This window comes from Streptomyces sp. NPDC079141 (assembly GCF_040686775.1).
Classification (GTDB): domain Bacteria; phylum Actinomycetota; class Actinomycetes; order Streptomycetales; family Streptomycetaceae; genus Streptomyces.
Map to the genome: position 1 here is coordinate 1 of NZ_JBFBLP010000027.1, position 14,613 is coordinate 14,613.

At 69.2% G+C, this 14,613-nt stretch carries 6 protein-coding genes, 1 tRNA gene and 1 rRNA gene; 6 read left to right on the forward strand and 2 right to left on the reverse strand.

Annotated features, from left to right (window positions below; translation table 11 throughout):
- Both rrf and AB0Q90_RS40250 read left to right on the forward strand, forming a co-directional pair.
- Nucleotides 1-92, forward strand: a 5S ribosomal RNA gene (gene rrf, locus AB0Q90_RS40245); the annotation flags it as partial.
- Between the two features lie 114 nt (nucleotides 93-206).
- Nucleotides 207-869 carry a DegT/DnrJ/EryC1/StrS family aminotransferase gene (locus AB0Q90_RS40250; protein ID WP_363165401.1) on the forward strand — a complete coding sequence of 221 codons (663 nt, stop codon included), beginning with the start codon at nucleotides 207-209 and terminating at the stop codon, nucleotides 867-869.
- Here AB0Q90_RS40250 and AB0Q90_RS40255 read toward each other — a convergent pair.
- Nucleotides 866-1,798: a PHB depolymerase family esterase gene (locus AB0Q90_RS40255; protein WP_363165348.1), complete on the reverse strand. Its 933-nt coding sequence runs from the start codon at nucleotides 1,796-1,798 to the stop codon at nucleotides 866-868. The two genes, AB0Q90_RS40250 and AB0Q90_RS40255, sit on opposite strands and share 4 nt — an antisense overlap.
- 116 nt (nucleotides 1,799-1,914) lie before the next feature.
- On the opposite strand from AB0Q90_RS40255, the gene AB0Q90_RS40260 reads away from it, so the two are divergent.
- Nucleotides 1,915-1,990: transfer RNA gene (locus AB0Q90_RS40260), tRNA-Thr, on the forward strand.
- Nucleotides 1,991-2,052: 62 nt separating this feature from the next.
- Here AB0Q90_RS40260 and AB0Q90_RS40265 read toward each other — a convergent pair.
- Nucleotides 2,053-4,800, reverse strand: a complete 2,748-nt coding sequence (locus AB0Q90_RS40265) for a SpoIIE family protein phosphatase (protein WP_363165349.1) — start codon at nucleotides 4,798-4,800, stop codon at nucleotides 2,053-2,055.
- Between the two features lie 379 nt (nucleotides 4,801-5,179).
- On the opposite strand from AB0Q90_RS40265, the gene AB0Q90_RS40270 reads away from it, so the two are divergent.
- The 3 genes from AB0Q90_RS40270 to AB0Q90_RS40280 all read left to right on the forward strand — a co-directional run bounded on the left by AB0Q90_RS40270 (nucleotide 5,180) and on the right by AB0Q90_RS40280 (nucleotide 14,529).
- The gene (locus AB0Q90_RS40270; protein WP_363165350.1) at nucleotides 5,180-10,663 is read left to right on the forward strand and encodes a HAMP domain-containing protein; all 5,484 of its coding nucleotides are present in this window, start codon (nucleotides 5,180-5,182) and stop codon (nucleotides 10,661-10,663) included.
- Between the two features lie 342 nt (nucleotides 10,664-11,005).
- Nucleotides 11,006-11,686 (forward strand): response regulator, encoded by a 681-nt coding sequence (locus AB0Q90_RS40275; protein WP_363165351.1) that lies wholly within the window; start codon nucleotides 11,006-11,008, stop codon nucleotides 11,684-11,686.
- A 146-nt stretch (nucleotides 11,687-11,832) separates the two neighbouring features.
- Nucleotides 11,833-14,529, forward strand: coding sequence for a DNA translocase FtsK (locus tag AB0Q90_RS40280; protein WP_363165353.1), 2,697 nt, complete (start codon nucleotides 11,833-11,835; stop codon nucleotides 14,527-14,529).
- Nucleotides 14,530-14,613: the final 84 nt, after the last annotated feature.

A 14,613-nucleotide genomic window follows, 5' to 3' on the forward strand; every position in this document is an offset into this window, starting at 1 on the left:
CGCCCGGTTACATTCCGAACCCGGAAGCTAAGCCTCACAGCGCCGATGGTACTGCAGGGGGGACCCTGTGGGAGAGTAGGACGCCGCCGAACAATTCTTCAAAGGGTTGGATCCGGAACTTCGGTTCGGGGTCCAACCCTTTTTTGTTGCGCGTCACTTGAAGTTCACGTTGCGCAACCAACATCCCCGACATGGGTACTGCTGCAATGCTCAGGGCCGCCGGCGTCGGAGTCGGTGACGAGGTCGTCGTACCGGCCTTCGGGAACGCCGAAGTTGCCGAGGCCGTGGTCCTGGCGGGGGCGCTTCCGGTGTTCGCCGACATAGATCCGGTGACCTACTGCCTGGATGCCGCCGCCGTCGAGGCGGTCGTAAGTGCGCGGACGGCGGCTGTCGTTGTCGTGCATCGCTTCGGGCGGTCGGCCGATGTCGTGCGGTTGCGCGGTGTCGGACAGCGGCACGGGCTGCTCGTGCTGGAGCAGGGGGAGTCCGAGGCGCCGTACGACGAGATTGCTCAGCGGCGGCAGCGGGCCTCCTATCTGGATGCCAAGCTGAAGGGTGTGGGAACGCCCGACGGGGGCGACGGGCACACCTATCAGCAGTACGTCGTGCGGGTGCCGGGGAACGGGCGGCCGGACCGGGACGCTTTCGCCCGGGCCGTGCGGGCCAGGGGAGTTGACTGCCGGGTGCCGGTGAAGACGCCCGTGCACCGGCTGCCCGAGTTCCGTCGGTGTGTGTCGCTGCCGGAGACCGAGCGGGCCGCCGACGAGACGCTCGCGCTGCCCGTGGACGCCGCGCTGACGAAGCGGGACATGCAGCGGATCGTCTCCGCGTGCAACGCGCTGGGTGGGTTGTTGCAGCCTGCCGTCTAGGTGCGCTTCTTGGGGTGGGAACGGAAGAACTCCCACAGCAGGTCGGTGGCGTTGACCGTTGTGTCGGTGAAGGCCATGTCGCTGCTGGGGCCGCCGGGCCATGAGTGGGTCATCTCGGCCAGGCGGTAGGTGACCACTCGGGAGCCGTCGGGGCAGCGGGCCGTGGTGCGGGTGGTCTGTTTCGCCACCTTGCCGGGTGGGCCCGTCTCACAGCGCAGGCGTTTCTGCCAGGCCGTGATGCCGGCGTCGAACTCCTCGTAGTACTTGTCGAGTTCGCCGATGAAGGTGATGACCGAGACCGGGGTTTTGGGGACGTATGTGTCGTCGTCCATGGCCGGGCCTATGTAACCGCCGCTGACCGGGGCGATGGCGGCGAAGATGTCGTGGAGTTCCACGGCGGCCTTGAAGGACATGTCGCCGCCGTTGGAGATGCCGGTCGCGTAGATGCGGTCGGGGTTGACGTTCCACTTGTCGACGAAGCGGTCGGTGATGGTGCGGAGAAGGCCCACGTCGTCCTCCGAGCCGCAGCAGATCAGGGCGTTGAAGCCCTGGCCGTGGCCGTCCGGGTAGGCGACCAGGAAGTCCTCCTTGTCGGCCTTCGCTGTCAGACCGGAGATCTGTTCGGCGTCCTCGCCGGTGCCCGGGTAGGGGTGCATGGCGATCACCAGGGGGAGTTGCTGGTCCGTGGTGTAGCCGGGGGGTGCGTGCACCTTGTAGGTGCGGGGAGTGCCCTTCCAGGTCAGTTCTACCGTCTGGTTGCCGGGGCGTGGGGTTTCCTTTTTCGGTGACGGGGTGGGCTTCGCGGACGGGGTGGCGCCGGCGTCGGTGTCGGAATTGGCCTCGGAGGAGCAGCCGGTCAGGCTGAGGGTGGTGCACAGGGCAGCGGCGATGAGTGGGCCGCGTAAGGACGGAGTGCCTCGGGTCAGCATGCGCGCATGGTGGCAGGAGCGGATGGGGCGGTCCAGAGGAATGGGTGGTTCGAACCACGCGCGAATTCGGGGTATGATCTATCTCGTTGCAGCGCGGGAGACCGTAAAGGCAACAGGCCCCTATAGCTCAGTCGGTAGAGCGTCTCCATGGTAAGGAGAAGGTCAACGGTTCGATTCCGTTTGGGGGCTCCACAGATAAGGCCCCTCGCCCTTCCGGGCGGGGGGCCTTACTCATGCCCTGTGTCCTCTCGCTTTCAGTCCTTGTGGAGGCCCGGCACCCGCATCGCCAGGATCGCCATGTCGTCGGACGGGGCGTCCGAGGCGAAGCGCTCCACGGCTCGCATGATGCGGGCGGCGACCGCGCCGGCCGTCAGGCCCGTGCAGGTCGTCAGGACGTCGGTGAGGCCGTCGTCGCCCAGCATGCGGCTGCCCTCGCGGCGTTCGGTGACGCCGTCCGTGACGCAGAGCAGGACGTCGCCGGGGTCGAGGGTGACCGTCTGCTCGTAGAGCTCCAGGTCTTCCATGACGCCGAGCAACGGCTGGGGTTCGGCGGCCGGTTCGACCGTGCCGTCCTGGCGCAGGCGGAGCGGGAGGGGGTGACCGGCGCAGACCACCTTCAGCTCGGCGCTGCCGTCCTCCTGGGGGCGCAGCTCGCCGTAGAGGAGGGTGAGGAAGCGGCTGCGGGCGCCCTCGTCGAGGATCGCGGAGTTCAGGCGCTCCAGGACCGCCGGGCCGCTGAGGCCCTCGCGGGCGAGGAGGCGGAGTGCGTGGCGGGCGAGGCCCGTGACCGCTGCCGCGTTGGGGCCCGTGCCGCAGACGTCGCCGATGGCGAAGCCGTATGCGCCGTCGCTGATGGGGAACAGGTCGTAGAAGTCGCCGCCGACCTCGTTGCCCTCGCCGGCCGCGCGGTAGATGACCTCGACCTCGACGCCGTCGATCTCGGGGAGCTCGGGGGGCAGGAGGCTGCGCTGGAGGGACTGGCTGATGGCCGTGCGCTCCGAGTACAGGCGGGCGTTGTCCAGGGCGAGCGCGGCCCGGCGCGACAGGTCCTCCGCCAGCTCCAGGATTTCCTGGCGGAAGTGTTCGTCGGTGGGCTTGCCGAGGGTGAGCATGCCGATGACGCGGTTGCGGGCGACGAGGGGGAGGACGACGGTCTCGCCGCCCACCGCCGAGGCGGTGGCCAGGGTGGGGCCGATGCCCGTGCTGATACGGCCGACGGGCTGGCCAAGGCCCAGGCTGCGCATGGAGGTGCGCAGGGCGGCCTCGTGGGCGGACTGGGCGGGGGCCGACCAGACGCGGGCGCCGGGGGTGGGGACCGGGTCGGGTGGGGCGATCTTCGAGAGCAACGACTTGATGCCGTCGATGAGTTCCTCGTCCTCGTGCAGGACGTACGACAGGTACGGTTCCGAGGCCTGGTCGGCGATCGTGTAGACGGCGCACCAGGTGGCCAGGGTGGGGACCGTCATCTGGGCCATCAGGGCCAGGGTCTGGTCGCGGTCCAGGGTGCCGGCCAGCAGGTCGGAGGCCTCCACGAGGAAGCTCAGTGAGCCTCGGCGCAGGCGCTCCAGTTCGCCCAGGCGGGCCGACTCGACGGCCAGGGCGATGCGGTCGGCCGCGAACTGGAGGCGAAGGGCCTCTTCGTTGGAGTATCTGCCCGGTCCCTCGGCGGCCACGCCGAGGGAGCCGGTGAGGCGGCCCTCGACCTTCAGCGGGACCGTGACGACCGAGCGCATGCCCGTGCCGCTCAGCAGCGGTACTGCGCCGGGGACCATGGTGAGGTCCTCGTGGACGGCCGGCATGCGGGCGGAGCCGTAGCGGCCGGGGCCCGCCTCGACGGGGACGCGGGCGAAGCGCTGGCGGGCGGAGGGCAGTCCGGTGGAGGCGCGGACCTCCAACTCCGTTTCGTCGTCGGTCGCGAGGAGCAGGAAGGCGGAGTCGCCGTCGAGCATGTCGCGGGCGCGCTCCACCGTGCGCTGGAGGAGGCCGTCCAGGTCGTCCGGGGCGGGCGAGCCGATGAACACCTCGAAGGGGTCGGTGCTCTGGCCCTCGGAGGATGAGGCGTCGGAGGACGGGACGCGCAGCGGGGTCTGGAGTACGGCGCGTTCGTGGTCGCGGACGAGAAGGCAGACGGTGGAGGGCTCGCCGCCGGTGTCGCGGACGCGGAGATGGGAGGCGTACACCGGTGTCACCCGGCCGTTGGCGCCTCGGATGCCGTAACTGCCCTCCCAGCGTGAGAGTTGGAGCGCTTCCGCGATGCCTGTGCCGGTGCCGGGGGTGTGCGGCCAGGCCGCCAGGTCGGTCAGGGGCTTGCCGACGACCTGTTCCGCCGTATAGCCGAAGAGGTCCTCGGCGTCCTCGTTCCAGGACGTGAGGGCGCCGGTGCGGTCGATCTGGACGACGGCGACGCGGACGCGGCCGTCGGCGAGCGGGAGGAGGTCGGCGGGGAGCGACGGGCCGGCGGCGCGGGTGCCCACCGGGCGCTCGGGGAGGTCGAGTTGGAACCAGACCTGCTTGTGCGTGGGCGTGTACTCCACGCCCCAGCGGCCGGCCAGGGCCGCGCACAGCTGGAGGCCGCGGCCGCCCTCGCGGTCGGGGCTGCCCATGTTGACGGCGGCGCCCTGGAGGGGGATCTCGCGCTCCGGGTAGCGGTCGGCGACCTCGATGCGTACGCCGTCGTCGCTGCGCAGGCACAGGACGTCGGCCGAAGTTCCCGCGTGGACCACGGCGTTGGTCACCAGCTCGCTGGTGAGCACTACGGCGTCGTCGACGATGTCGGCGAAGCCCCAGCCCTGCAGGGTGTCGCGGACGAACGAGCGGGCGCTCGCGACCGAACGCCCGACGGGCTCGAAGCTGGCGGCCGCGCGCGCGGTGATCACAGAACTCCTCGACCGGTTGTCGCTGTGCAGGGCTCCGTGGCCGACCGGCTCGTGCCGCTGATGCGGCAGGCCGCCCGTCGGCCGGGGGTCCGAGGGCTGTCCCCCCGGAATCAGTCCGGTGGTCATGTGTGCGGCCGCCCCTCCGATGCCCGCTTGTATCCGTGCCACCGCCCAGGCCGGACGGACCGGTGCGGCTGGACAGCCGCATGCAAGGTTACTTACCTTCGCGGTCCATGCGGATGCCGGTCCGCAGTGTTTCCGTCCGGAGGGTGTGCGGACGATGTGCGAAGCTGCCGAACTGTTATGGCCGGGTTCAGCCAGGGTGAAACACTGGGCAAGCTTCTTGTGAAGGTCCGGGCAGGCTGAGTGTCTTCCGCGTACGACGGGCAGCAGCCCGTGGTGCGGCCTGGTATATCCGGCAGAAAAGCGCAGCAGTACCCGGTACGCCGAGCAGCAGGTACCGCGGAGCACGGCAGTAATGGTCGACCCCTGCGGGAGGGACACAGTGGAGTCTGGCGCAGCGACGCAGGGCACGAGGACGCGTGCGAAAGGCGGACAGTCCCTGACGAACCAGCGGAAACCGCGGGGCGGGACGACCGCGGTGGACACGGCCGCCCTGAACCGACTGCTGGCGGCTCTGGTGTCGATGCGCGACGGGAACTTCCGCAAGCGGCTCACGGTGACCGGCGACGGCGTGATGTCCGAGATCGCGGCGGTTTTCAATGAGGTGGCCGACCGGAATCTCCATCTGACGGGCGAGTTGTCCCGGGTGCGGCGCATGGTGGGCCGTGAGGGCAAGCTCACGGAGCGGCTGGAAACCGGCGCGTGCGAGGGCTCCTGGGCGGCCGCCGTCGACAACTCCAACGCCCTGGTCGACGACCTCGTACGGCCCGTCTCCGAGGTCGGCCGGGTGCTGTCCGCGGTGGCGGAGGGTGATCTGTCGCCCCGTATGGAGCTGCGGACGCAGGCGACGGACGGGACGGGGCATCCGCTGCGCGGTGAGTTCCTGAAGGTCGGGCGGACCGTCAACAATCTGGTCGACCAGCTGTCGACGTTCACCGACGAGGTCACGCGGGTGGCCAGCGAGGTGGGCACCGAGGGCAAGCTGGGCGGGCAGGCACGCGTGCGTGGCATGTCGGGTTCGTGGAAGGACCTGACGGACTCGGTCAACACGATGGCGTACCGGCTGACGGCCCAGGTGCGGGACATCGCGCTGGTGACCACGGCGGTCGCCAAGGGTGATCTGTCCCGGAAGGTCACGGTTCATGTGGCCGGCGAGATGCTGGAGCTGAAGAACACCGTCAACACGATGGTGGACCAGCTGTCGTCCTTCTCCTCCGAGGTGACCCGTGTCGCGCGCGAGGTGGGCACCGAGGGTGAGCTCGGCGGTCAGGCGCAGGTGCCCGGTGTGGCCGGCGTGTGGAAGGACCTCACCGACTCGGTGAACCTGATGGCCGGCAATCTGACCGCCCAGGTGCGCGGTATCGCCGAGGTCACCACCGCGGTCGCCAGCGGTGACCTGTCGCGGAAGGTGACCGTGTCGGCGCGCGGCGAGGTCGCGCAGCTCGCGGACACGATCAACCAGATGACCGAGACGCTGCGCATCTTCGCGGACGAGGTCACGCGGGTGGCCAACGAGGTCGGTGCCGCGGGGCAGCTGGGTGGGCAGGCGAACGTGCCGGGTGCCGCGGGGACCTGGAAGGACCTGACGGACTCCGTCAACACGGTCTTCCGGAACCTCACCACGCAGGTGCGGGACATCGCGGCCGTCACCACGGCCGTGGCCAACGGTGATCTCTCGCAGAAGGTCACCGTCGACGTGGCCGGCGAGATGCTGGAGCTGAAGAACACCGTCAACGGCATGGTCGACCAGCTGTCGTCCTTCGGCTCCGAGGTCACCCGCGTGGCCCGGGAGGTCGGTGTCGAGGGTGAGCTGGGCGGGCAGGCGCAGGTGCCCGGGGCCGCGGGGACCTGGAAGGACCTGACGGACTCCGTCAACACCGCGTTCCGCAACCTCACCGGACAGGTGAGGAACATCGCCCAGGTGACGACGGCCGTGGCCAACGGCGATCTGTCGCAGAAGGTCACCGTGGACGTCTCCGGCGAGATGCTCCAGCTGAAGAACACCGTGAACACGATGGTCGACCAGCTGTCGTCCTTCGCCGACCAGGTCACGCGGATGGCCAGGGACGTGGGCACGGAGGGCCGCCTCGGCGGCCAGGCCGTCGTACCGGGCGTGTCCGGCACCTGGAAGGAGCTCACGGACTCCGTCAACTTCATGGCCGGCAACCTGACCTCGCAGGTGCGTCAGATCGCCCAGGTGACGACCGCGGTGGCCCGCGGCGACCTCTCCCAGAAGATCGACGTCGACGCGCGCGGGGAGATCCTGGAGCTGAAGAACACCATCAACACGATGGTCGACCAGCTCTCCGGCTTCGCCGACCAGGTGACCCGGGTGGCCCGCGAGGTGGGTACGGAGGGCCGGCTCGGCGGGCAGGCGCAGGTGCCCGGCGTCGCCGGTGTGTGGCGGGACCTGACCGACTCCGTGAACGGCATGGCCGGCAACCTCACCGCCCAGGTGCGCAACATCGCCCAGGTCGCCACCGCGGTCGCCCGCGGTGACCTGTCCCAGAAGATCACCGTGGACGCGCGCGGGGAGATCCTGGAGCTGAAGAACACGCTGAACACGATGGTGGACCAGCTGTCGTCGTTCGCGGAGGAGGTCACCAGGGTCGCCCGTGAGGTGGGTACGGAGGGCCAGCTCGGCGGTCAGGCCGAGGTGCAGGGCGTCTCCGGCACCTGGAAGGACCTCACGCAGTCCGTGAACTTCATGGCGAACAACCTGACGATCCAGGTGCGCAATATCGCCGAGGTCACGACCGCGGTCGCCAAGGGTGACCTGTCGAAGAAGATCACCGTCGACGCCAAGGGCGAGATCCTCGAACTCGTCACCACCGTCAACACGATGGTCGATCAGCTGTCGTCCTTCGCCGAGCAGGTGACCCGGGTGGCCCGCGAGGTGGGCACCGAGGGCATCCTGGGCGGTCAGGCGCATGTGCCGGGCGTCACCGGCATCTGGAAGGACCTCAGCGACAACGTCAACCTGATGGCCAAGAACCTGACCGTGCAGGTGCGGAACATCTCGCAGGTCGCGGCGGCCGTCGCCAACGGCGATCTGACCCGGACGGTGACGATCGAGGCGCGCGGCGAGGTCGCGCAGCTGGCCGACACCTTCAACACCATGGTGAAGACGCTGAGTTCGTTCGCCGACCAGGTCACCAAGGTGGCCCGCGAGGTGGGCACGGACGGCATCCTGGGCGGTCAGGCGCGCGTACCGGGCGTGGCCGGCACCTGGAAGGACCTCACCGAGTCGGTGAACCAGATGGCGTCCAACCTGACCGGTCAGGTGCGCAACATCGCCATGGTGACCACCGCCATCGCCAAGGGCGACCTGACCAAGAAGATCGACATCGACGCGCGCGGGGAGATCCTGGAGCTCAAGACCACGATCAACACGATGGTCGACCAGCTCTCCTCGTTCGCCGAGGAGGTCACCCGGGTCGCCCGCGAGGTGGGCACCGAAGGACAACTCGGCGGCCAGGCACGCGTGCGTGACGTCGACGGCACCTGGCGCGACCTCACCGAGTCCGTGAACGAGATGGCCGGGAACCTGACCCGGCAGGTGCGTGCCATCGCGCGCGTGGCGACCGCGGTGACCCGCGGTGACCTGAACCTGAAGATCGACGTCGACGCCTCCGGCGAGATCCAGGAACTCCAGGACTACATCAACAAGATGATCGCCAACCTGCGCGACACCACGATCGCCAACAAGGAGCAGGACTGGCTCAAGGGCAACCTGGCCCGCATCTCCGCCCTCATGCAGGGCCGCCGCGACCTCCAGGACGTGGCCTCGCTGATCATGAGCGAGCTGACGCCCGTGGTCTCCGCGCAGCACGGCGCCTTCTTCCTGGCGATGCCCGACGCGGGCCACAACGGCGACGACCAGTACGAGCTGCGGATGCTGGGCTCGTACGGCTACTCGATGGGCTCCATGCCGACCTCGTTCCGGCCCGGTGAGGCGCTGGTCGGGACGGCCGCCCAGGAGAAACGCACGATCCTCGTGGAGAACGCGCCCAGCGGCTATCTGAAGATCTCCTCCGGGCTAGGCGAGGCGCCGCCCGCGCAGGTGATCGTGCTGCCGGTGCTGTTCGAGGGCAAGGTGCTCGGCGTGATCGAGCTGGCCTCCTTCACGCCGTTCACGCAGATCCAGAAGGACTTCCTGAACCAGATCGCCGAGATGATCGCGACCAGCGTCAACACCATCTCCGTCAACACCAAGACCGAGGTGCTGCTGAAGCAGTCGCAGGAGCTGACCGAGCAACTGCGGGAGCGGTCGGCCGAGTTGGAGAACCGGCAGAAGGCCCTCCAGGCGTCCAACGCCGAACTGGAGGAGAAGGCCGAGCTGCTGGCCCAGCAGAACCGTGACATCGAGGTGAAGAACACCGAGATCGAGGAGGCGCGGCAGGTCCTCGAAGAGCGCGCCGAGCAGCTCGCCGTGTCGATGCGCTACAAGAGCGAGTTCCTCGCCAACATGTCGCACGAGCTGCGTACGCCGCTCAACTCGCTGCTGATCCTGGCCAAGCTGCTCGCCGACAACGCGGACGCCAACCTCTCGCCGAAGCAGGTCGAGTTCGCCGAGACCATCCACGGCGCCGGCTCCGATCTGCTCCAGCTGATCAACGACATCCTCGACCTGTCGAAGGTCGAGGCGGGCAAGATGGACGTCTCCCCGACGCGTATCGCCCTCGTCCAGCTCGTCGACTACGTCGAGGCAACGTTCCGGCCGCTGACCGCGGAGAAGGGCCTGGACCTGTCCGTGCGGGTCTCGCCGGAACTGCCCGCCACGCTCCACACCGACGAGCAGCGGCTCCTTCAGGTGCTGCGCAACCTGCTGTCCAACGCGGTGAAGTTCACGGACTCCGGATCGGTCGAGCTGGTGATCCGGCCGGCCGGCGGGGACGTGCCGATGCAGATCCGGGAGCAGTTGCTGGAGGCCGGTTCGCTGACCGACCCCGACGCGCCGCTGATCGCGTTCTCCGTGACCGACACCGGTATCGGGATCGCGGCCAGCAAGATGCGGGTGATCTTCGAGGCGTTCAAGCAGGCGGACGGTACGACCAGCCGCAAGTACGGCGGTACGGGCCTGGGGCTGTCCATCTCGCGGGAGATCGCGCAACTGCTGGGCGGCGAGATCCATGCGCAGAGCGAGCCGGGACGCGGCTCGACCTTCACCCTGTATCTGCCGCTGCACCCGAGCGAACTGCCGCCGCAGGGCTACCACCAGCAGTCCATGCCCGTCCTGGAGGTCGGCGACTTCGTGGCGTCCGCAGCGGACCTGTCCGAGCTGACGGACGCGGAGATCGAGACGCCGGCCGAGGTGAAGTCGTACCGCGAGACCCAGAACGGCGCCGCCGCGCTCTTCCGGCGTCGTCGCAGGGCCGCCAGTGAGCTCGAACAGCGGCCTGTGCAGCAGGACCAGTGGCCTGTGCAGCAGGACCAGTGGCCGACCGTCGAGCAGGTGCCGACGCCGCAGACGCGCCGCGGGATCCGCTTCGGCGGGGAGAAGGTGCTGATCGTCGACGACGACATCCGCAATGTCTTCGCGCTGACCAGCGTCCTGGAGCAGCACGGCCTGTCCGTGCTGTACGCGGAGAACGGCCGCGAGGGCATCGAGGTCCTGGAGCAGCACGACGACGTGGCGGTCGTCCTGATGGACATCATGATGCCCGAGATGGACGGGTACGCGACAACCACGGCGATCCGCAGGATGCCGCAGTTCGCCGGGCTGCCGATCATCGCGCTGACGGCGAAGGCGATGAAGGGCGACCGGGAGAAGGCGATCGAGTCGGGCGCCTCCGACTACGTGACGAAGCCGGTCGACCCCGATCATCTGCTGTCGGTGATGGAGCAGTGGATGCGGGAGGAGTGACCGGAACGGTCGGAGCTTGTACGGGGTTCGTACGGGCCCGGTGTTCGGGCTGGGGCCGGACCCCGCGGGAACCTACGGTGTTCACGCGGAGTTGCTGACTCAGTGTGCTCGACGCCGTGTAGCAGTACGGGATTCGGGGAACCTTCTGGTCTCCCGCTACGTTTCTGCTACGTGCACAGTGACATCGCGGTGACAGGGTGTGGCGACGGGCGGGGTGCGGCTACCATGACCGGCACGAGGACGGGCGGCGAAAGGGAGTCGTCCCCTGGGGCGGCGCCCGTCGGTGCTTCCCCAAGTCCTGCGGACAGGGGAGGCCCCATGCCGGGGCGAGGAGGGCGGGCCATGGTGCAGAAGGCCAAGATCCTCCTGGTCGATGACCGGCCGGAGAATCTGCTGGCGCTGGAGGCGATCCTCTCTGCGCTCGATCAGAGCCTGGTGCGGGCATCGTCCGGGGAGGAAGCGCTCAAGGCGCTGCTCACGGACGACTTCGCGGTCATTCTGCTGGACGTCCAGATGCCGGGAATGGACGGCTTCGAAACCGCCGCGCACATCAAGCGCCGGGAGCGGACCCGGGACATCCCGATCATCTTCCTCACCGCGATCAACCATGGACCTCACCACACCTTCCGCGGGTACGCGGCGGGCGCGGTGGACTACATCTCCAAGCCGTTCGACCCGTGGGTGCTGCGGGCGAAGGTGTCGGTGTTCGTCGAGCTGTACATGAAGAACTGCCAGCTCAGAGAGCAGGCGGCGCTGCTGCGACTCCAGTTGGAGGGCGGCGGCAAGGTCGCGGGCACGGACACCAAGGAACCGGCGGGGCTGCTCGCCGAACTGTCGGCGCGGCTCGCCGCGGTCGAGGAGCAGGCCGAGGCGCTGTCCAAGCAGCTCGACGACGAGTCGGCGGACGCGGCGGCAGTCGCCACCGCGGCTCATCTCGAACGCAAACTCACGGGCCTGCGGCGGGCGCTGGACGCGCTGGAGCCGGGGGCCGGGAACACGTCGTCGGTGCCTTCGCAGAACTGACGTCCGGGGAAGGTCTGTTGGGCCGCCGCCCGCCCCGGCGGCGGAACGGACACTCCGTCAGTTCGGTGCCGCCGTAATGGCGACACGAACGGGTGAAGCAGTGGGCACACGTGTCCGCTGTCGTCTCCGACGGTAATCTCACACCTATGGCCTCACGTCCCTCCGCTGCCAAGAAGCAGCCCGCGAAGAAGGCGGCGGCTCCGGCGAAGAAGGCCGCTGCGAAAAAGGCCCCGGCCAAGAAGGCGCCCGCCAAGAAGACCGCGGCGAAGAAGTCCGCGCCGCCGCCCAAGCCCGCCCCGAACCCCACCGGCGGCGTCTACCGTCTTGTCCGCGCCGTCTGGCTCGGGCTGGCGCACGCCGTCGGCGCCGTGTTCCGCGGCATAGGGCAGGGCGCCAAGAACCTCGACCCGGCACACCGCAAGGACGGCGTCGCGCTGCTGCTGCTCGCTCTCGCGCTGATCGTCGCCGCCGGCACCTGGTCGAACCTGCGCGGTCCCGTCGGCGACCTGGTCGAGATGCTGGTGACCGGCGCCTTCGGCCGCCTCGACCTGCTCGTGCCGATCCTGCTCGCGGTGATCGCCGTACGGTTCATCCGGCACCCGGAGAAGCCCGACGCCAACGGCCGGATCGTGATCGGCCTGTCCGCGCTCGTGATCGGTGTCCTCGGCCAGGTCCACATCGCCTGCGGCTCGCCCGCCCGCAGCGACGGCATGCAGGCCATAAGGGACGCCGGCGGGCTCATCGGCTGGAGCGCGGCGACTCCGCTGACGTACACCATGGGCGAGGTCCTCGCCGTGCCCCTGCTGGTGCTGCTCACGGTCTTCGGGCTGTTGGTCGTCACGGCCACCCCGGTCAACGCCATCCCGCAGCGGCTGCGGCTGCTCGGGGTGAAGCTCGGGATCGTCCAGGACCTGGAGGCGGAGGAGTTCAGCGACGACGACGAGCGGTACGACGACCAGTGGCGTGAGGCGCTGCCCGCGCGCGGTCGTCGGAGGGGGGCGGCGCCCGAGGCGTACGACCCGGACGGCGCCGAGCAGGAGGCCCTCTCGCGGCGTCGTGGGCGCCCGAGGCGCTCCGCTGTGCCGCAGCCCGAGATGCACCGTCCCATGGACGCTGTGGACGTCGCCGCGGCCGCCGCTGCCGCGCTCGACGGTGCCGTGCTGCACGGGATGCCGCCCTCGCCGATCGTCGCCGACCTCACCCAGGGCGTGAGCGTGGGGGACCGTGAGGAGACCACCCCGACGCCGACCCCCGTCCCGGCCGCGCGCCCCAAGCAGGAGAGGCTCAAGGTCGAGGTCGCGGACCTCACCAAGCCCGCGCCCGAAGCCCCCGGCGACCTGCCCGCGCGCGCGGAGCAGCTCCAGCTGTCCGGCGACATCACCTACTCGCTGCCCTCGCTCGACCTCCTCGCGCGCGGGGGGCCCGGCAAGGCGCGCAGTGCCGCCAACGACGCCGTCGTCGCCTCGCTCACCAACGTCTTCACCGAGTTCAAGGTCGACGCCGCTGTCACCGGCTTCACGCGCGGGCCGACGGTCACGCGCTACGAGGTCGAGCTCGGGCCGGCCGTGAAGGTCGAGCGGATCACCGCGCTGACCAAGAACATCGCGTACGCCGTCGCCAGCCCCGACGTGCGGATCATCTCGCCGATTCCCGGCAAGTCCGCGGTCGGCATCGAGATCCCGAACACCGACCGGGAGATGGTCAACGTCGGTGACGTGTTGCGCCTCGCCGCGGCTGCCGAGGACGACCATCCGATGCTGGTGGCGCTCGGCAAGGACGTCGAGGGCGGCTATGTGATGGCCAACCTCGCGAAGATGCCGCATGTCCTGGTGGCCGGAGCCACGGGGTCGGGTAAGTCCTCGTGCATCAACTGCCTGATCACGTCGATCATGGTCCGGGCGACCCCCGAGGACGTCCGCATGGTCCTCGTCGACCCCAAGCGGGTCGAGCTGACCGCCTACGAGGGCATCCCGCACCTGATCACGCCGATCATCACCAACCCCAAGCGGGCCGCCGAGGCGCTCCAGTGGGTCGTACGCGAGATGGACCTGCGCTACGACGACCTGGCGGCGTACGGCTACCGGCACATCGACGACTTCAACCAGGCCATAAGGGACGGCAAGGTGAAGGCGCCGGAGGGCAGCGAGCGCGAGCTCCAGCCGTATCCGTACCTGCTGGTGATCGTCGACGAGCTCGCCGACCTGATGATGGTCGCGCCCCGGGACGTCGAGGACGCGATCGTGCGCATCACGCAGCTCGCGCGCGCGGCCGGTATCCACCTGGTGCTCGCCACGCAGCGGCCCTCGGTCGACGTCGTCACCGGTCTGATCAAGGCGAACGTGCCCTCGCGGCTCGCCTTCGCCACCTCCTCGCTCGCCGACTCGCGGGTCATCCTCGACCAGCCGGGTGCCGAGAAGCTGATCGGCAAGGGCGACGGGCTGTTCCTGCCGATGGGGGCCAACAAGCCCACCCGTATGCAGGGCGCCTTCGTGACCGAGGACGAGGTCGCAACGGTCGTCCAGCACTGCAAGGACCAGATGGCGCCGATCTTCCGGGACGACGTCGTCGTGGGGACGAAGCAGAAGAAGGAGATCGACGAGGAGATCGGCGACGACCTGGATCTGCTGTGCCAGGCGGCCGAACTGGTGGTCTCCACGCAGTTCGGGTCGACCTCCATGCTCCAGCGGAAGCTGCGGGTCGGGTTCGCGAAGGCGGGGCGCCTGATGGACCTGATGGAGTCCCGGGGGATCGTCGGACCGAGCGAGGGATCCAAGGCTCGTGATGTTCTTGTGAAGGCTGACGAGCTGGACGGAGTGCTTGCGGTGATCCGCGGGGAGGCTTGAGGAGAGCCCGCGCGAGGTGGGGCCACCCGTGTTCGATCGTGACTCACCCGTAAGGGATCATTGAGCAACCGTTTCCCTTCGGCG